Consider the following 18,132-nt stretch of genomic DNA (forward strand, 5'->3'; position numbering starts at 1 on the left):
GCGTGCGGCGGCGATCGGGCGACGACGTCCCGTGTTCGATAATGAGTCATGCCGACTGCCGTGAGCCTTTTCGCCGTGACGGTCCATCTCGTCGTACTGACGGTTCGGCGCGACACGCTTTCGGTCCTGCTCGACAGGGATGGATCCAGTGTGGATCTAATGCTTCCGGGCGGCTACGTCGACGACGGCGATCTTCCTCGGGTCGCGGCCCGCGAACTGGCGGATCGCACCGGCACCACCACGGACGAAGGGCACCTCGAACAGCTCGCCACGTACGGCGACGCGGCCGCCGGGGCACGCCAAGGAGTCATCTCGGTCGCGTACCTGGCGTTGCTACCGGGGCTGTCGGAGCCGACCGACGCCGCGAGCGCGTGGTATCCCGTGGCTGAGCCGCTCGACGGCGGGGTGCCGGTCGCGTTCGACCATCGCGGGATTCTGGGCGACGGGGTGGAGCGCGCCCGAGCGAAGCTCGAGTACTCGTCGCTGGCGGCGGAGTTCTGCCCGGAGGAGTTCACGATCGCACAGTTGCGGCGCGTCTACGAGGTGGTGTGGGGGGCGCGGCTCGACCCGCGCAACTTTCATCGGAAGGTCACGGGGACAACGGGTTTCGTCGAGCCGACGGACCGGTTCACCGACGGCGATCGTGGACGCCCGGCCCGGCTGTACCACAGGGGACCGGCGACGGCGCTTCATCCGGCGCTGCTGCGGCGGTGACGTCAGTCGTTCGTGGACTGCTCGCGTGATTCGGTGGGGCGGTGCGCCCGATAGAGGACGTGCCGCCGAAGGCGGTGGCCTATCGGCAGGAGCGGGTGGTCGAAGTCGTCGTCCTCGTCGCGGCTCATGCCGATCCGCTCCATGACGGCGCGGGAACGGATGTTGTCGACGGCCGTGAACGCGACGACCTCGTCGCGGTCGAGCGTGTCGAACGCGTAGTCCCGCGCGGCGATCGCCGCCTCGCTGACGTAACCGTGGCCCCAGGCGTGTCGGGCGAGCCGCCAGGCGAGTTCGGTCGCGGGCGTGAAGTGCGCTTCGAAGGACACGTCGGCGAGCCCGGTGAACCCGATGAACGCTCCCGTCGCGGTGACCTCCAAGGCCCACAGGCCCCAGCCGCGCTGTTCCATTCGCGCCATGATGCGCGCGGCCATGGCGTCGCTGCTGATGCGGTCGAGCGGCGTGGGAAAGAACTCCATGACACGTGGGTCGGCGTTCATCTCCGAGAACGGGGCCAGGTCCGCCGCGGTCCACGGACGCATCAGGAGTCGGTCGGTCCGAAGCTCGGCCGATCCGTCGGTCGACATCCACTTCTCCCTCTCCCGAACGACCGCCCAACTGTAGCCCCGACCGGGGCGCGTCGTGCCCCACGCGCGCCGGATCGACACCGGTGATCGGCCTCACTCGATCTTGACTTGAACTCGAGTCGAAGTACGACGATGGATCGCATGACCGACTCGAATCACGACACGGAGATCGCGGCCGTCACCGCGGTCGTCGCGGACCTGGAGCACTCGCAGCGCAACGAACTGCCGGAAGCGTTCATCGCGCTGTTTCGACGGGACGCGATCTGGACCACCGCGCACGGAAAGCGCCTGTACGGAAGGGACGCGATCGCCACGTTCACCAGGTCCGTCCTGCCCGGGGCGATGCGCGAGTCGACCGTGACGTACACAGTGGAGAACATTCTGTTCCTGCGTCCCGACGTCGCGGCGGTCAAGGTGGTCGCGCAATATCGGACACTCGACGGCGAGCCCGTGGGCGAACCGAACTCCCCGCTGTACGTCATGACCAAAGAGGACGACCGATGGTTGCTCGCGGCCTGTCAGAACACACCGGTGCTGGCGGACTGAACCGGCGTCACGACTCCTCGGCGAGCGCGATGAGTCGGTCGAAGGTCGCGTTGAGGACCGCCCGACGCTCCACCTTGTACTCGGGCTTCGGCTCGAGTCCGTCGATGCTGCGCTCCCAGACGTCCAGGAACGTCTTCTTCCACTCCGCCAGCTTCACCGCGGGCGGCAGCGTGACGCCGACGTAGCCCCGCTCGGAGAGCAGCGCCAGGAGTTCGAGGTTGCAGGGAACGACGACGCCGTCGTACTCGTCGGGCTCGAGCCCGACCGGGTCGCCGTTCATCGCCTGCTCGATCTCGTCGATGAGCCGCCCGGTCAACTCCGACAGCCGGTCGGCCGCCGTGTCACTGTCGAAGTTCCCGGCTCCCCAGGTTCCCACGTCTCGATCCTCCATTCGTGGCCCTCATGTCCGTGCACAGCATACGAACGTCGACCACGCGGCTCGACGCGGCGATCGACACGGGACGCGGGCGTGGGCCTCCGAATCGCGACGACGTTCGTGGTCACCGCCGCCGGGAAGGGCCTCGGGGATCGACCAAACGAAAAGGACGACCCCGTTCAACGGAGTCGTCCTTTTTCTGTCACCTGTGGGGCTAGCTGGAATCGAACCAGCGACCTCATCGTTATCAGCGATGCGCTCTAACCGACTGAGCTATAGCCCCGAACAGTGTTGTGCCGCCGTAGCTTTGGACTACCGCAACGAGACGGAAGCCTACCGGACCCGCTTCGCACGACCCCGGTTGGGGGGCCGGTTCTATTGTGCGGGGGTCTTCGCCTTAGCGCGAGTGAGTTTCCCGCCGACGATGAGTCGAGCCGTCCTGGCCCGTTCACCGGACAGAAGGCTGGCGACGGCGCGAGCGTGATCAGTGTCCGTGTAGTCGATGTGCCGGTCGCCCGCGAGGGACGCGATGCCGTGCAGAAGAGGCCAGAGCGCGAGCGCGGCGCCGTCCCGTTCGGTGGCGGCGGCGTCGAGGGCGTCGCGGATGCGGGCGGTGTGCGCGTCGCCGGAGTCGATGCCGGGAGTGAAGATCGCCTCGTACACGGCGCGATGCGTCGCGGCGTACCGCAGGTACGCGCGGGCGACGGCGTCGATGCGGTCGGCGGGTTCGATGGCGTGCGCGGCTTCGTCGATCGCGTGGACGAGTTCGGTGACCCCGTCGGCGGCGACGGCCGCCATGATCGCGGTCTTGCTCGTGAAGTGGCTGTACAGCACCGGCTGGCTGTACTCGATGTCGTTGGCGAGACGGCGGGTGGTGACCGCTTCCCAGCCTTCGGTTTGGGCGATGCGCCGAGCGGTGTCGACGATCAGTCGGCGTCGTTCCTGTCGTTCTCGTTGTCGCCGGGTCTCCACGCTCACCCGGCCACCGTAACAGCGCTCTCGACGGTCGCGTGGGCATTTGGTGCGGATGTCGCGGCACGTGAAAACCGAGACAGGACACAACGGACGGTGCGCAGAGCATAACGGCCGGAGCTCCATCGTTTATGGATGAACATGACGGTGGCGGCGGAGAGACTCCGCCGCCACCGTGGACGTTCGTTACTCCTTTTCGGCGAGCGTCAGCTCGATGCCGCCGACCAGATCGGCGCACACGTTGTAGATGAACGCGCCGAGTGTCGACAGTGCAGTGAACAGGACCATGTTGACCAGCCCGAGGAGGGCCGACACCATGATCACGCCGGATGCGCTGAACTGGAACGACATCTGACTGCTGGAACCGCCGGCCCCAATCAGGCCGTCGAGCATTCCATTGACGCTGTCGAACACGCCCATCGCGTCGAGCGCGATGTAGAGGACCGTCGTCGCCACGATCATGACGATGAACAGCACCACCGACACCGCGAAGGAGAACTTCATGACCGACCAGGGGTCGATCCGGCGAAGGTGGAGCCGGGCACGGCGCGGGCCCCGTCCGGCAGCAGCCGACACGGCCGCGCGGGCGGCCTTGACCGCCTCGGCGACACGAGCGGGCCCCGGCGAGGCGACGCCCACCGTGGGATCCGGCGTCGTCGGGGGTGGGGTCATGCCCGGGGGTCGGGTGTAACCCGATCCCGGCTGGCCGACCGACCCGCCAGCTGAGTCCACTGTGGCACTTCCTGCGGCCGGTGAGCTATCTGCCTGTGCCTCGGTCATGCGTCTATTCCTGTTCGTCCGGTTCGTCAGCGCTTCGTGCGATGGCGATGAGCGATACGCCTTCGGGTAGGTCCATCAACTTGACACCCATAGTGTTGCGGTCGGTCGTCCGTCGCACCGGTTTCACCGGAGTACGGATGACACCACCCCCGGACGTGATAGCGAACAACTCATCCTCGGGTGTCACCGACAACGCGCCGATCAAATTGCCCCGCCGCTCGGTGATCTTAGCCGTCAAGACGCCCTTGCCGCCTCGTCCTTGCTGCGGGTACTCCTCAACCGGGGTTCGCTTGGCGTAGCCGCCACTCGTGGCCACCAAGATGTCCATGCCGTCGCGAACCACTTCCATGGTAAGCAGTTCGTCCTCTTCGCCGAAGCGCATACCGATGACTCCCGACGTCGCCCTACCCATCGGGCGCAACGCGTCGTCGGTCGCCTGGAAGCGAACCGCCTGCGCGCCACGCGACACCAGCAGCAGATCGTCCTCGCCGCTGATGAGGGCCGCGCCGACGAGCTCGTCCCCGTCTCGCAGGTTGATGCCGATGACACCACCGGTACGAGGCGAATCGAAGTCGGAGAGCTTCGTCTTCTTGACCAGGCCGCGACGCGTCGCCAACACCAGGTACGGCGCGACGTCGTAGCCGCTGATCTGCATCACCTGAGCGATGTGCTCGTCCGGCTGGAACGCGAGCAGGTTCGCGACGTGCTGACCGCGCGCGGTACGACCCGCCTCCGGCAGCTCGTACGCCTTCGCCCGGTACACGCGGCCCTTGTTCGTGAAGAACAACATCCAGTCGTGTGTGGAACAGACGAAGAAGTGACTGACGATGTCGTCCTGTTTGAGCGAAGCACCCGCGACGCCCTTGCCGCCGCGACGCTGTGACCGGAACGAATCGATCTTCGTCCGCTTCGCGTAACCGCCGCGAGTGATCGTCACGACGATGTCCTCGCGGGCGATCAGGTCCTCCATCGAGACCTCGCCCTCATCGGGGATGATCTTCGTCCGACGCTCGTCGCCCCACTTGGCGACGGCCGTGGCGAGCTCGTCCTTGATGATGGTCCGCTGACGCTCCGGCTTGGCGAGGATGTCCTCCAGGTCGGCGATCTTCGTCTCGATCTCGGACAGTTCGTCGATAATCTTCTGCCGCTCCAACGCGGCGAGACGACGCAGCTGCATGTCGAGGATCGCGGTCGCCTGGATCTCGTCGACGTCGAGCAGACGCATCAGACCCGACTTCGACTCCTCCGCCGACGGCGCGCGCCTGATCAGGGCGATCACCTCGTCGAGCTGGTCGAGCGCCTTCGACAGACCGCGCAGGATGTGGGCGCGTTCCTCGGCCTTGCGCAGACGGAACTTCGTCCGCCGAACGATGACCTCGATCTGGTGCTCGACGTAGTACCGCACGAACTGCGCCAGGTTGAGGGTGCGAGGCACCCCGTCGACCAGCGCGAGCATGTTCGCGCCGAAGGTCTCCTGAAGCTGGGTGTGCTTGTAGACGTTGTTGAGCACGACCTTCGGGACCGCGTCGCGCTTGAGCACGAGAACGATGCGCATGCCGGTACGACCCGAGGAGTCGTCCCGGATGTCGGAGATGCCGTTGAGCTTGCCGTCCTTGACGAGTTCGGCGATGCGCTCAGCGAGATTGTCCGGGTTGACCTGGTAAGGCAGCTCGGTGATGACGAGGCAGGGGCGGCCCTTGCGGTCCTCCTCGACCTCGATGACGGCGCGCATCCGGATCGAACCGCGGCCCGTCCGGTACGCGCTCTCGATGCCGGCCATGCCGACGACGAGCGCGCCGGTGGGGAAGTCGGGGCCCTTGACGATCCCGAGCAGCGCCTCCAGCGTCTCCGCCTCGGGCACCTCGGGGTTGTCGAGGCACCAGGTGACGGCTTCGGCGATCTCGCGGAGGTTGTGCGGCGGGATCTTCGTCGCCATGCCGACCGCGATGCCCTCGGCACCGTTGATGAGCAGGTTCGGAATGCGCGCCGGCAGGACCTTCGGTTCGGTGGTCTTGCCGTCGTAGTTCGGGCCGAAGTCGACGGAATCCTCGTCGATGTCGCGCAGCATCTCCATCGCCAGCGGATCGAGACGCGACTCGGTGTACCGCATCGCGGCCGCCGGGTCGTTTCCGGGCGAACCGAAGTTGCCCTGGCCGTCGATCAGGGGATACCGCAGCGACCAGGGCTGCGCCATCCGCACAAGAGTGTCGTAGATCGACGCGTCACCGTGCGGGTGGTACTGCCCCATGACATCGCCGACGACGCGGGAGCACTTGACATAACCGCGGTCGGGACGGTACCCGCCGTCGTACATGCCGTACAGGACCTTGCGGTGTACGGGCTTGAGGCCGTCGCGGACGTCGGGCAGCGCCCGGCTGACGATCACGCTCATCGCGTAGTCGAGGAAGGAGCGCTGCATCGCGACGTCGACACCGACGGGTTCGATACGGCCGGCTCCCACCTCGGGGACGTCGACTTCCGGCGTGGTTGGTTCGGTCACCGAATTACCTCTCTCCCGTTGGCCGGGATAGCACTTCGTTTACGGGGTTGCTCAGATGTCAAGGAAGCGCACGTCCTTGGCGTTGCGCTGGATGAAGTTCCGGCGCGACTCGACGTCCTCGCCCATGAGGACGCTGAACAGCTCGTCGGCGGTCGCCGCGTCGTCGAGCGTGACGCGCAGGAGGGCGCGCGTCGCCGGGTTCATCGTGGTGTCCCACAACTCGGTGTAGTTCATCTCGCCGAGACCCTTGTAGCGCTGGATTCCGTCGTGCTTGCGCGGGTCGGGCTTGCCCTGCGACATCCCGAGTTCGATCAGGCCGTCGCGTTCGCGGTCGGAGAAGGCGTACTCGAACTGGTCGCCCTTGCGGTTCCACTTGATCTTGTACAGCGGGGGCTGCGACAGGTAGACGTGGCCGAGTTCGACGAGCGGACGCATGAAACGGAACAGCAGCGTCAGCAGCAGGGTGTTGATGTGCTGACCGTCCACATCGGCGTCCGACATGAGGATGACCTTGTGGTAGCGCAGCTTCTCGATGTCGAAGTCGTCGTGGATGCCGGTGCCGAGGGCCGTGATCATCGCCTGGACCTCGTTGTTCTTGAGGATCTTGTCGATGCGGGCCTTCTCGACGTTGAGGATCTTGCCTCGGATCGGGAGAATCGCCTGGATGCGCGGGTCGCGGCCCTGCTTGGCGGAGCCGCCCGCGGAGTCACCCTCGACGACGAAGATCTCCGACTCGCGCGGGTCGGTCGACTGGCAGTCCGACAGCTTGCCCGGCATGGAGGAGGTCTCCAACAGGCTCTTGCGCCGGGCGAGCTTGCGCGCCTGCGCGGCGGCCTTACGGGCCTGCGCCGCCTGCGAGGCCTTCTGGATGATCGTCTTCGCCTCGGCCGGGTTGCGGTCGAACCAGTCGGCCAGCCACTCGTTGCAGACGCGCTGCACGAAGCTCTTCACCTCGGTGTTGCCGAGCTTCGTCTTCGTCTGCCCCTCGAACTGCGGGTCGACGATCTTGACCGAAACGATCGCGGCGAGACCCTCGCGGATGTCGTCACCGGACAGGCGGTCGGCTCCCTTGAGGAGCTTCTTGTCGACGCCGTACTTGTTGACGCAGGTCGTCAGCGCGGCGCGGAAGCCCTCCTCGTGCGTACCGCCCTCGTGCGTGTTGATCGCGTTGGCGAAGGTGTAGACGCTCTCGCCGTAGGACTCGTTCCACTGCATCGCGACCTCGACGGACAGGCCCTCGCCCTCCGCCTCGAACTGGACGACGGACTTGTGGAGGGAGTTCTTCGTCGCGTTGAGGTGCCGGACGAAGTCGGCGATGCCCTCGGCGTACTGGAAGACGACCTCGCGCGGTTTCGTGTCCTCCTCCGACTCCGGCCGGGGACGCTCGTCGCGGAACACGATCTTCAGGTTCTTGTTCAGGAACGCGTACTCCTGAAGGCGCCGGTAGATCGTCTCGAAGTTGTAGACCGTGGTCTCGAAGATCGTGTCGTCGGGCCAGAAGCTCACCGTCGACCCGGTCCGGTCGGTGGTCTCGCCCTTTTCGAGGGGGCCGGGGGAGGCGTTCTTGTACGCCTGGCGCCACACGGAACCGTGCTTGTGGATCTCGACCTCGACCCGCGTCGACAGCGCGTTGACGACGGACACGCCGACACCGTGCAGACCGCCGGACACGGCGTAGGACTTGCTGTCGAACTTGCCGCCCGCGTGCAGGACGGTCAACGCGACCTCGACACCGGGCTTGCCGAGTTTGGGGTGAATGTCGACCGGGAAACCACGGCCGTTGTCGATGACGCGGATGCCGTTGTCCGGCAGGATCGTCACGTCGATCGTGTCGCAGAATCCGGCGAGCGCCTCGTCGACGGCGTTGTCGACGACCTCCCACACCAGGTGGTGCAGACCGCGCTCCCCCGTCGAGCCGATGTACATGCCGGGACGCTTGCGAACCGCCTCGAGACCCTCGAGGACGGTCAAGGACTCGGCGTTGTACTCCTGCTGCTCTTTAGCCGCTGCCACCTAGTGCTCCTTGTTGTCGTGGATGTTCGGCCGCGATACCGACAGGCGCAGGGGGTGGTGCCATCACCGCGCCCACCGTGGCATCAACGTTTCAATCCTACTGGGTGCGTGCGACACAATTGCGGCCAGCAGCGCCGCATGTTGTCATCTGACGCCCAAAGTCGGGGTGACGTACCCCCCTATTCGGGTGGGTGCTTTGCGTTGCTATCCGTGGCTGTCGCGTTTCGGGGTATACCGGACACGACGCGGTCCCGTCACATGACTCGTCTGGACGGGGCCGGTGATCTTGACGCGACTGACGATGCCCGGCCCGACTCCGGCGGTGATCTTCGCCAGGATCTGGGGCTTGAACAACCGCAGTTGGGTCGCCCACGCCGCCGACTCGGCCTCGATCGACAGCTCCCCGTCGCGGCACCCCATCGGACGACAGTGGTCGGCGATCTCGGGGCCGATGATCTCGTTCCACCGCGCGAACAGGCTCGCCCCCGCCGCCTGGGTGTTCCAGCCCCGGTCGGAGACCATCTTCGCCAGCAGGCTCTTCAAGGTCTGCGGGTCGCGGGCGTCCGGCCCCGGACCCGACCACTGACCGCCGCCGCGACGCTTCCGCCGCCGCGGCTTGTACTCATATGACACGGCTGACCCGCCCGTCGAAGATGTCGTACCGCGCCCCCGTCAACGCCGACGGGATGTCCTCCGCGACGGCACAGGTCACGAGGACCTGCGGGGCGCCCACGACGAGCTCCGCCAGCAGCTCCCGACGTCCCGCGTCGAGCTCCGCGAACACGTCGTCGAGGATCAGGACCGGGGCGACCGCCTCGGCCCGCAGCAACTCGGCCGCGCCCAGTCGCAACGCCAACGCGTACGACCAGGACTCCCCGTGACTGGCGTAACCGCGCGCCGGAAGATCCCCGAGCATGAGCGTCACGTCGTCGCGGTGTGGACCGACGAGCGTCGTCCCGCGTTCGATCTCCCGGGACCGTGCCGCGGCCAGGCCGGCCGACAACCGGGCGGCCAACAACTCCCGCTGGGGAGTCAACGGCTCCGTCTCGGCCAGTGCCGACTGATAGGCGATCCGGGGACGACCCCGACCGGCGCTCACCGCGTCGTACGCCTTCACGACGTACGGCCCGTAGTCCTCGATGAGGGTGAGTCGACCGGCGAGCAGGTCCGCGCCGTGTTCGGCGAGATGGCTGTCCCACACGTCCAGCGTGTGCAGATCGGTGTTGCCGCGTCCCCCGGTCTTGCGCGCGAGGTACGCCGTTCGCAGCAGGGCGTTGCGTTGCTTGACGACCCGGTCATAGTCGGCGCGCACCCCGGCGAACCGTGGATAACGCGTCACGAGCAGGTCGTCCAACAGCCGCCGACGCTGCTCGGGCTCACCGCGAATCAACGCCAGATCCTCCGGAGCGAAGACGACGGCCTTGAGCACCCCGGTCAGATCCCTGGCCCTGGGCAGCGGGGACCGGTTCAGGCGAGCGCGATTCGCCTTGCCCGAGGTGATCGTCAAATCGGCGACCAGCTCCCGCTCGTCGTGGACGATCGCCGCCCGGACGATCGCCTGCGCGGCGCCCTGACGGATCAGTGGCGCGTCGGTCGACACGCGGTGGCTCGCCCCGGTCGCCATGTACACAAGAGACTCGATGAGGTTGGTCTTGCCGTGTCCGTTCGGGCCGACGAGGACGCTGACACCCGGATCGAACGCCACGTCCACGTGCGGATAGGAACGGAAGTCGGTCAGTTCAAGACGTCTGACGTGCACGGCGGCCTCCCCTCCGGCGGAGTCGGAACCGACGGGTCGACGAATCACGCCGACCGCGGTCTGGACAAAGTACCGCCCGTGAACGAGAACGCCCACGGGCGGCGCGAACCGGGCGTCTCCCGCGAGACGCCCACTGTGGTGTTAGGACGGGCTGTCGCCGCTCGTCCCGCTGTCGGTGCCTTGACCGCCACCATGCTCCTTGACGGCGTGACCGCCACCGAGTTCTTTCACGGCGTGACCGCCGAACTGGTTCCGCAGGGCCGCGATGGCCTTCATCGCCGGGGAGTCGTCCTGGCGGGATTCGAAGCGGGCGTATAGCGAAGCGCTGATGGCGTGGAGCGGGACCGCGAGACGGATCGACTCCTCGACGGTCCATCGGCCCTCGCCGGAGTCGGTCGCGTATCCGGTCAGCGCGTCGAAGTTCGGGTCCTCTTCGAGCGCCCGATCGAGAAGGTCCAGCAGCCAGGAACGAACGACCGTGCCCTCGCGCCAGGACTTGAAGACGGCCGGAACGTTCTCGACGTGTTCGCTCGCCTTCAACAGCTCATAGCCCTCGGCGTAGGCCTGCATCAACCCGTACTCGATGCCATTGTGGACCATCTTGGCGTAGTGTCCGGCGCCCACGCCACCGGCGTGCACGAAGCCGTACTCGCCGGGCGGTTTGAGCGCGTCGAAGATCGGCATCATGGTGTCGACGTGCTTCTTCTCGCCCCCGACCATGAGCGCGTAGCCGTTCTCCAGCCCCCACACTCCGCCCGAGACACCGGCGTCGATGTAGCCGATGCCGCGCTCGGCGAGCAGTGCCGCGTTCGGGGCGTCGTCGCTGAACCGCGAGTTGCCGCCGTCGATGACGATGTCGCCGTCGGAGAGGACGTCGGCGAGCGCCGCGACGGTCTGCCGGGTCGCGTCGCCGGCGGGGACCATCACCCAGACGGCGCGCGGCGCGTCGAGTTTGGCGGCCAGGTCGGCCAGGTCGGTGGCGTCGGTGAGAGTGGGGTCGGTGTCGAAACCGACGACGTCGTGACCGGCTCGACGCAGACGGGTGCGCATGTTGCCGCCCATCTTGCCGAGACCGATGATGCCGAGCTGCATCATGAACTCCCTTATGGAGGTAGGGGTTTAGCTTTCGAAGCGCAGCGGCTGGAGCATGTACTTGAAGCCGCCGAGGTCGGCACCGGAGTCATCGTCGACGTCACGGTCACCGGTGAGCACGACACCCTTGCCGGGCTGCCCGAACGAGAACACCGCGACGGGCGCGGAGATCGCGGACAGTCCGTCCAAGAGGTACTGCGAGTTGAACGCGACCTTCATCGCCTCGCCGAGGTACTCGCAGTCCATTCCCTCGGACGCCTTCGCGTCCTCGGCGCCGCCGGCCTCGACGACGAGACCGTCGTCGTCGAATCGCAGGCGCAGTTGCGAGTTGCGTTCGGCGACCAGCGAGACGCGCTTGGCGACGGAGACGAGCTCCGCCGTCGGGACGCGCAGTTGCGTCGCGTAGTTGACCTCGAGGAAGGACCGCAGCGGCGGGAGTTGCCCGTCGAGGACACGGCTGGTGGTGCGGCGACCGGCGGCGGCGAATCCGACCATGCCGACGCCCCCGTTGCTGACGTCGGGGAGCGCGATCGTCACGTCGCCGCCACGCGCGCCGAGCGCCTTCGCGGTGTCGGAGAGGGCCTTCGCCGGGATCAGCGTCGTCACTTCGAGGTCGGAGTCGTCGGGTCGCCAGTCGAGGTCGCGAATCGCGAGTCGGTAGCGGTCCGTCGCCAGCAGGGACAGACCGGTGCCCGAGAACTCGAGCTGGATGCCGGTCATCGTGGGGAGGGTGTCGTCACGACCGGCGGCGACGGCGGTCTGCGCGACGGCGGCCGCGAAGGTGGCCGCGTCGATGGTGCCGGCGGGCGCTGGCATGTCGGGCAACGCCGGGTAGTCCTCCACCGGCATCGTCGGCAACGTGAACCGGGCGCTGCCGCAGGTCAGTTCGATGTGGTTGCCCTCGGCCGCGAGGTCGACGGGCTTGGCGGGCAGGGCCTTCACGATCTCGGCGAGGAGCTTGCCGGAGACGAGGGCGCTGCCGGAGGAGCTGGCCGCGACGTCCACCGTCACCTGGCTGGACACCTCGTAGTCGAACCCGGAGATCGTCAACTGGCCGTCGGTGACGTTCAGCAGTGCTCCGGCCAGGACCGGCACCGACGGACGTGCCGGGAGACTCTTGGCGGTCCAGGCGACGGCGTCCGCGAGCGCGTCGCGATCGACTCGAAACTTCATGTGGTTCTCCTTCGGTGCCCCTCGATCGACTCACCATGCTGCCATGGCCGTTGACGAGGGTCGGAGCGCCGTCGGGTGCTTCCGACGTCGTCGAAGCGCTCGAACGAGCGAGTTTTCCACAGCGCGACTATTAGTTCTTTTTCTTAGAGAGAAATACCGTAGTCGTGTTGAGTCCTGTGGAAACTGTGGATAAGTGGAGTTTTTGCAGGTCATTGGATGTGAGGGGATGTGGATAACCTGTGGAGAGAGCTGTGGAAAAAGTCGGAGTTATCCACAGGCTGTGAATAAGCGGCGAGTTATCCACAGTTGTCCACAGGTTTGTCCACAGGTTATACACAGGTTATCCACAGCCCTTGTGGACGGATGTGGAGAATTATCCACAGGTTTTCCACAGTGTTATCCACAGGTTTTTTCGGGTTATCCACAGGTTATACACAGAGTTATCCACAGGTGCTGTGGAGTGACTGTGGACGCGGGTGGCGGGAAACGCCGTCCCGACGGCGCGCGAAAGTGCGCCACCGGAAGGGAAAGTGACGTAGATCACGCGAATTCGCCCTGTGGATAACTGCGATACGGCCGCGATGAGCCGCCTTCAGTGCCCTTGCTGTTTCAAACGGTTCGTCAGCTCGGCGATCTGGTTGTACAGAGACCGTTTCTCCGCCATCTGCTTGCGAATCTTCCGGTCCGCGTACATGACGGTCGTGTGGTCCCGCCCCCCGAACGCCTGGCCGATCCGAGGCAGCGACAGGTCGGTGAGCTCGCGGCACAGGTACATGGCGATCTGCCGGGCGTTGGCGAGGACCCGGGACCTGGAATGCCCACGCAGATCCGTGTCACTCACCCCGAAATAGTCGGCCGTCGCGGCGAGAATGCCGTCGGTCGTGATGTCGGGGCTCTCCCCTTCGGGGATGAAATCGCGCAGCACCTCGTGCGCCAACGCGACGTCGACCGGTTTGCTCGTCAGACTCGCGTAGGCGGTCACTCGAATGAGAGCGCCCTCCAGCTCTCGAATCGAATGATTGATCCGAGACGCGATGAACTCCAGAGCGTCCGGTGGTGCGTCGAGGCGTTCCTGCGCGGCCTTCTTCTGAAGGATCGCGATTCGCGTCTCCAGGTCGGGGGGCTGAATGTCCGCGAGAAGGCCCCACTCGAACCGGGTCCGCAGTCGGTCCTCCAACGTCGCCAGTTGCTTGGGGGAACGATCGGACGTGATCACGAGCTGCTTGTTCGCGTTGTGCAGCGTGTTGAACGTGTGGAAGAACTCCTCCTGCGTTCGCTCGGCCCGTTCCAGGAACTGGATGTCGTCGATGAGGAGGATGTCGACGTCGCGATATCGACGCTGGAAGGCCTGGCGCTTGTCGTCGCGCAGCGAGTTGATGAAGTCGTTCGTGAATTCCTCGGTGGAGACGTAACGCACGCTCTTCGCGTTGCCGAGGCTCTGCGCGTAATGCCCGATCGCGTGCAGGAGGTGGGTCTTGCCGAGGCCCGAGCCGCCGTAGATGAACAGCGGGTTGTACGCCTTGGCCGGCGACTCGGCGACGGCGAACGACGCGGCGTGCGCGAACCGGTTCGACGAACCGATGACGAAGGTGTCGAAGCTGTACTTCGGGTTCAACCGGGACGCGGTCGCGGGCTGCGCGTTCGGTTGGGGTGTCCTGGCCTCCGCCGACGTGGGCGCGCCACCACGGCGATCCGGTGAGGGGTCGGCGCTGGGCGGCGGCGGTACCAGGGGCGTCGTTCGCGGCGGCGGTGTCTGCCGAGCGGCCGAGGTGAGGACCGACGTGTCGAACAGCGGCGGCGGGCTCGCGTCCCGAGGCGGGGTCGTCTGTTGCTGCGACGGGGTGGAGGCGGGATCGCGCGGGCTCTGCCTCGGCGCGGGCATCGGCGGAAGCTCGCCGCTCGGGGGCTCCGGCTGGCGTCGCGCCTCCGGGACGTCCTTCGGCGCGGAGCGGGGCGCGGGCGCGTACGACGGCGGAGGCGGCGGCGGCGGGTCCGCGGGAGGGTCGAGGGTGCGGACCGTGACGGCGATCTGGATGGAACGTCCCAGGCCGCGAGAGAGGGCGTCCGTCAGCATCGGACGCAGCCGGGATTCGAACGCCTCCCTGGCGAAACGGTTCGGTGCCGCGATGATTACAGTGTCTTCGAACAATCCCAAGGGCTGGCTGATGCTCAGCCACGCGCGTTGCTGACCGGACAGGGTCGCGTCACGAAGCTCCGCGGTCATGGCCGCCCATGCCGTGTGGAGTTCGTCCTGGCTCACCGCTCGCCCCATTCAGTCGCCGAAGGTTTTCCACAGGTTATCCACAGGCTGTGCGAGCCTGTGGAGTGCGGTGCCGACGGCTTGCGGAGAGAGTCCACACATAGCTTCTGAGCTGGGAAAATACACGAATGTTCTTTCGTGGCGGAGGTGCTTCATGCCTCGAGACCGAAGGTGTTCCCCAGAGTTATCCACAGGGCCTGTGGATAACTCGGCTCGTTTTCCACAGCCGTTCGTCGACCCGCCTGTGGAGAACTTCCGGTCCGGTCCCGGCGGCGAGCCGTCACTCAACCGGTATGATCGCGGGGTTGTCCATATGCCTGCTGCTAACCTTGTGGCCGGCATCGTCGACGCCGAGACACCAGATCAGAACGTGGAGAACCAGTCGTGAGCAAGCGCACCTTCCAGCCGAACAACCGCCGCCGTGCCAAGACCCACGGTTTCCGGCTGCGCATGCGCACCCGGGCCGGCCGCGCCATCGTCGCTGCCCGCCGTCGCCGGGGTCGTTCCCGCCTGACGGCATAGTCGTTCCCACGACGGCAGAAGACCAATAAGTGTTGCCGACCACCGCCCGACTACGGCGAAGCAGTGACTTCGCCGCCGCGCTGAAATACGGGAGCAAGATCAGACGCGGGGCGGTGGTCGTTCATGTCATGACCCCGAACACTGACGGGGGCGAATCCCGGGCGGGATTCATCGTCAGTAAAGCCGTCGGCGGCGCGGTGACGCGTAATCTCGTCAAGCGCCGCCTTCGCCACATCGTCGCCGATCGAATGGCGACTTTCACCCCCGGCACCGACATCGTCGTTCGTGCGTTGCCCTTCGCCTCCGAAGTGGATTATCACCGCTTGGAGCGTGACGTGGAGGGCGCCCTCCGGGCGCTGGCCGAGCGGGGACGACGACCATGACCCCCGTGGCCCGGCTGCTGACGTGGCCCGTTGTCGCGTACCGTCGATGGATCAGCCCGGCGCTGCCGAATCGCTGCCGGTTCTATCCAACGTGTTCCGCGTACGCCGTCGAAGCGCTGCGGGTGCACGGTGCCTGGCGGGGTGTGTGGTTGACCGTGCGCAGATTGGGACGGTGCCAACCGTTTCACCCCGGTGGATACGATCCGGTCCCGGCTGCGCCTGACCATCATGGAGAGCAGATATGACTGAGACGACCGGAGCAGGCCGTTGCTAGATTTCATCTACATCCCGATCTCGTGGCTATTGCTGCGCTGGCACGAACTGTGGTCGTTCGTGGTGCCGGAGCACGAGGTGTTGGGGACCGCCTGGTCGTGGGTGCTGGCCATCGTGTTCCTGGTGATCACGATCCGGGTGATCTTGTTCCCGCTGTTCGTCAAGCAGATCAAGTCACAGCGCGCGATGCAGGCGCTCAGCCCGAAGGTCAAGGAGCTCCAGCAGCGCTACAAGGGTGACCGGGAAGTCTTGCAGCGCAAGATGGTCGAGCTGTATCGGGAGGAGAAGGCGAACCCGCTCATGGGTTGTCTTCCGATGCTGATCCAGGCGCCGGTCTTCCTCGGTCTGCTGCACGTGCTCCGTCGTCTCAAGCCCGAGACGACCATGGAGCACATCAAGCAGCTGTACGGCTGGACGATCCCACAGTTCGACAGCGCCGTTGACGCTCACGTTTTCTTCGCCCCGATCTGGTCGACGTTCATGAGCCCCGCCGCGCAGCTCGACGAAGTCGGCGCCAGCTCCCTCGTCGTGAAGCTCGTCTCCGGTGTCCTCATCCTCGTCATGACCGCGACGACCTTCCTGACGACCCGTCAGATGATCCTCAAGACCGGATGGAACGCCGACCCGCAGCAGCGGATGATCCAGAAGCTGATGCTCTACGGCATCCCCGTGATGCTTCTCGTCACCGGTGGCATCTTCCCCATCGGCGTCATCCTCTACTGGGTCGTCAACAACACCATCTCTCTGCTTCAACAGCTGTGGGTCCTTCGCAAGTACCCGCCCCCGGTCAACGCCGCCAACCCCACCCCGGCGAAACAGCCCAAGCCCGGCAGCAAGAAGTACGCCGAGCAGCTCCGCGAAAAGCAGGAGCGGGCGAAGGCACTGGCTCCCAAGGTTGGTGCTAAACCAGTAAACAAGAAGAAGGGGGGTGCCAACCGTGGCGCCAGTAAGTGAAGCCGAGGCCGCACGCAATGATGAGGCCACAGTCGACTCCGACGAACTGTTCATCGAGAGCGAGATAGCCGCCGACTACTTGGAGGGCCTTCTCGACGTCATCGACAGCGACGGCGACATCGACGAACTCGTCGCCGGTGACCGCCCCGTCGTCGCGATCGTCGGAAAAGGGCTCGGCAAGCTCATCGGTCAGTCCGGTGCGACCTTGGAGGCTCTACAGGAACTCGCCCGGCTCGCGATCTATCGCAAGACAGGCGAGCACTCTCGGTTGATGCTCGACGTCGGTGGTTACCGAGCCGGCCGTCGCAAGGAACTCGCCGCCGCTGCGGCGAAGACCGCCGAGAAGGTGCTGTCGACGGGCAAGGCCATCCGACTGGAGAGCATGAGCGCCTTCGAGCGCAAGTGCGTGCACGACGTCATCAACGCGACCGACGGCGTCGAGAGCGAATCCGAAGGCACTGAGCCCAACCGCCGGATCGTGGTGTCCCCAAGCCCGTGACGAACAACCCCCACGACCAGACGGCGGGGACCGGCGACGCCGGCCCCGCCGTTTCGCGTCCCACAGACCCGCCGATCCTCGATGTTTCACGTGAAACGGCGACCGCCGTGTTCGGCGATGAACTCGACCGTGCCTACACCTACGCCGAACTGCTCGCCGGTGCCGGTGTCGAACGGGGCCTGATCGGTCCACGCGAGGTGCCGCGCCTATGGCAACGGCATCTCCTCAACTGCGCCGTCATCGCGGAACTCATCCCGCGTGACTCCGACGTCCTCGACATCGGATCCGGTGCCGGCCTTCCCGGCCTCCCACTCGCGATCGCCCGCCCCGACATCTACGTGAGTCTCGTCGAGCCGATGGAACGTCGCACGACCTTCCTCACCGAGGCCGTCGAAGCACTCGGGCTCACGAACGTCGACGTCGTCCGGGCACGCGCCGAGGACGTCAGCCCGAAAGGCAAGGCGGACGTCGTGACGTCTCGCGCCGTCGCGCCGCTCGGCCGACTCGCGCAATGGAGCCTCCCGTTGACCCGACCGGGCGGACTCATGCTGGCGATCAAGGGATCGTCGGCGGCGGACGAAGTCGCCGCCACCGCCAAGCAACTGCGGCGGCTGCGGGGCACCAACCCACGGGTCCTCCGCTGCGGAACGGACCTCCTCGAAACACCGACGACGGTCATCGCGATCACTCGTCTCTGATCGCCAAACCCCAACGGCCGCCCGCGATCGCGGG

The 18,132-nt window shown here is 66.2% G+C and carries 18 protein-coding genes, 1 tRNA gene and 1 pseudogene; 8 read left to right on the top strand and 12 right to left on the bottom strand.

The features are described from left to right. Nucleotides 1-48 precede the first annotated feature (48 nt). A complete protein-coding gene (locus ACM9NP_RS12070) occupies nt 49-714 on the top strand; it encodes an NUDIX hydrolase (protein WP_415646748.1) in 666 nt (221 codons plus the stop codon). A 2-nt stretch (nt 715-716) separates the two neighbouring features. Here the strand turns inward: ACM9NP_RS12070 and ACM9NP_RS12075 are convergent, their stop codons facing one another. Next, a complete protein-coding gene (locus tag ACM9NP_RS12075; protein ID WP_415646749.1) occupies nt 717-1,298 on the bottom strand; it encodes a GNAT family N-acetyltransferase in 582 nt (193 codons plus the stop codon). 141 nt (nt 1,299-1,439) lie between these two features. Between ACM9NP_RS12075 and ACM9NP_RS12080 the strand changes: the two genes are divergently transcribed. Further along, entirely contained in the window at nt 1,440-1,844 is a 405-nt protein-coding gene (locus ACM9NP_RS12080; RefSeq protein ID WP_415646750.1) for an SgcJ/EcaC family oxidoreductase, read from the top strand. A 7-nt stretch (nt 1,845-1,851) separates the two neighbouring features. On the opposite strand, the gene ACM9NP_RS12085 is transcribed toward ACM9NP_RS12080, so the two are convergent. The 11 genes and pseudogenes from ACM9NP_RS12085 to dnaA all read right to left on the bottom strand — a co-directional run bounded on the left by ACM9NP_RS12085 (nt 1,852) and on the right by dnaA (nt 14,781). Beyond that, entirely contained in the window at nt 1,852-2,220 is a 369-nt protein-coding gene (locus ACM9NP_RS12085; protein WP_415646751.1) for a DUF4259 domain-containing protein, read from the bottom strand. Between the two features lie 209 nt (nt 2,221-2,429). Continuing rightward, nucleotides 2,430-2,503, bottom strand: a tRNA-Ile gene (locus ACM9NP_RS12090). A gap of 92 nt (nt 2,504-2,595) precedes the next feature. After that, nucleotides 2,596-3,198 (bottom strand): TetR/AcrR family transcriptional regulator, encoded by a 603-nt coding sequence (locus ACM9NP_RS12095; protein WP_415646752.1) that lies wholly within the window; start codon nt 3,196-3,198, stop codon nt 2,596-2,598. A 180-nt stretch (nt 3,199-3,378) separates the two neighbouring features. Continuing rightward, nucleotides 3,379-3,951 (bottom strand): annotated as a pseudogene (locus ACM9NP_RS12100) (DUF3566 domain-containing protein); the annotation flags it as partial. 25 nt (nt 3,952-3,976) lie between these two features. Then, a complete protein-coding gene (gyrA, locus tag ACM9NP_RS12105; protein ID WP_415646790.1) occupies nt 3,977-6,391 on the bottom strand; it encodes a DNA gyrase subunit A in 2,415 nt (804 codons plus the stop codon). A 132-nt stretch (nt 6,392-6,523) separates the two neighbouring features. Further along, nucleotides 6,524-8,485 carry a DNA topoisomerase (ATP-hydrolyzing) subunit B gene (gene gyrB / locus ACM9NP_RS12110; protein WP_415646753.1) on the bottom strand — a complete coding sequence of 654 codons (1,962 nt, stop codon included), beginning with the start codon at nt 8,483-8,485 and terminating at the stop codon, nt 6,524-6,526. Between the two features lie 204 nt (nt 8,486-8,689). Further along, entirely contained in the window at nt 8,690-9,118 is a 429-nt protein-coding gene (locus ACM9NP_RS12115) for a DciA family protein (protein ID WP_415646754.1), read from the bottom strand. Continuing rightward, nucleotides 9,108-10,244, bottom strand: a complete 1,137-nt coding sequence (recF, locus tag ACM9NP_RS12120; RefSeq protein ID WP_415646755.1) for a DNA replication/repair protein RecF — start codon at nt 10,242-10,244, stop codon at nt 9,108-9,110. Before recF ends, ACM9NP_RS12115 begins: the two co-directional genes overlap by 11 nt. Nucleotides 10,245-10,385: 141 nt before the next feature. Beyond that, the gene (gnd, locus tag ACM9NP_RS12125) at nt 10,386-11,336 is read right to left on the bottom strand and encodes a phosphogluconate dehydrogenase (NAD(+)-dependent, decarboxylating) (protein ID WP_415646756.1); all 951 of its coding nucleotides are present in this window, start codon (nt 11,334-11,336) and stop codon (nt 10,386-10,388) included. A gap of 27 nt (nt 11,337-11,363) precedes the next feature. Beyond that, nucleotides 11,364-12,509 (bottom strand): DNA polymerase III subunit beta, encoded by a 1,146-nt coding sequence (gene dnaN / locus ACM9NP_RS12130; protein WP_415646757.1) that lies wholly within the window; start codon nt 12,507-12,509, stop codon nt 11,364-11,366. Between the two features lie 592 nt (nt 12,510-13,101). After that, nucleotides 13,102-14,781 carry a chromosomal replication initiator protein DnaA gene (gene dnaA / locus ACM9NP_RS12135; protein WP_415646758.1) on the bottom strand — a complete coding sequence of 560 codons (1,680 nt, stop codon included), beginning with the start codon at nt 14,779-14,781 and terminating at the stop codon, nt 13,102-13,104. Between the two features lie 372 nt (nt 14,782-15,153). On the opposite strand from dnaA, the gene rpmH reads away from it, so the two are divergent. The 6 genes from rpmH to rsmG all read left to right on the top strand — a co-directional run bounded on the left by rpmH (nt 15,154) and on the right by rsmG (nt 18,098). Next, entirely contained in the window at nt 15,154-15,291 is a 138-nt protein-coding gene (gene rpmH / locus ACM9NP_RS12140; protein WP_415646759.1) for a 50S ribosomal protein L34, read from the top strand. A gap of 29 nt (nt 15,292-15,320) precedes the next feature. Continuing rightward, the gene (gene rnpA, locus ACM9NP_RS12145; RefSeq protein ID WP_415646760.1) at nt 15,321-15,674 is read left to right on the top strand and encodes a ribonuclease P protein component; all 354 of its coding nucleotides are present in this window, start codon (nt 15,321-15,323) and stop codon (nt 15,672-15,674) included. Next, a complete protein-coding gene (gene yidD / locus ACM9NP_RS12150; RefSeq protein ID WP_415646761.1) occupies nt 15,671-15,919 on the top strand; it encodes a membrane protein insertion efficiency factor YidD in 249 nt (82 codons plus the stop codon). The genes rnpA and yidD overlap by 4 nt, the downstream gene beginning before the upstream one ends. A gap of 22 nt (nt 15,920-15,941) precedes the next feature. After that, complete coding sequence (gene yidC / locus ACM9NP_RS12155) at nt 15,942-16,901, top strand: membrane protein insertase YidC (protein WP_415646762.1); 960 nt, start codon at nt 15,942-15,944, stop codon at nt 16,899-16,901. Beyond that, nucleotides 16,885-17,400 (top strand): Jag family protein, encoded by a 516-nt coding sequence (locus ACM9NP_RS12160; protein ID WP_415646763.1) that lies wholly within the window; start codon nt 16,885-16,887, stop codon nt 17,398-17,400. Before yidC ends, ACM9NP_RS12160 begins: the two co-directional genes overlap by 17 nt. 74 nt (nt 17,401-17,474) lie before the next feature. Next, complete coding sequence (rsmG, locus tag ACM9NP_RS12165) at nt 17,475-18,098, top strand: 16S rRNA (guanine(527)-N(7))-methyltransferase RsmG (RefSeq protein ID WP_415646791.1); 624 nt, start codon at nt 17,475-17,477, stop codon at nt 18,096-18,098. Nucleotides 18,099-18,132 lie beyond the last annotated feature (34 nt).

Source organism: Stackebrandtia soli (assembly GCF_965137155.1).
In the GTDB taxonomy this organism is placed as follows: Bacteria; Actinomycetota; Actinomycetes; order Mycobacteriales; family Micromonosporaceae; genus Stackebrandtia; species Stackebrandtia soli.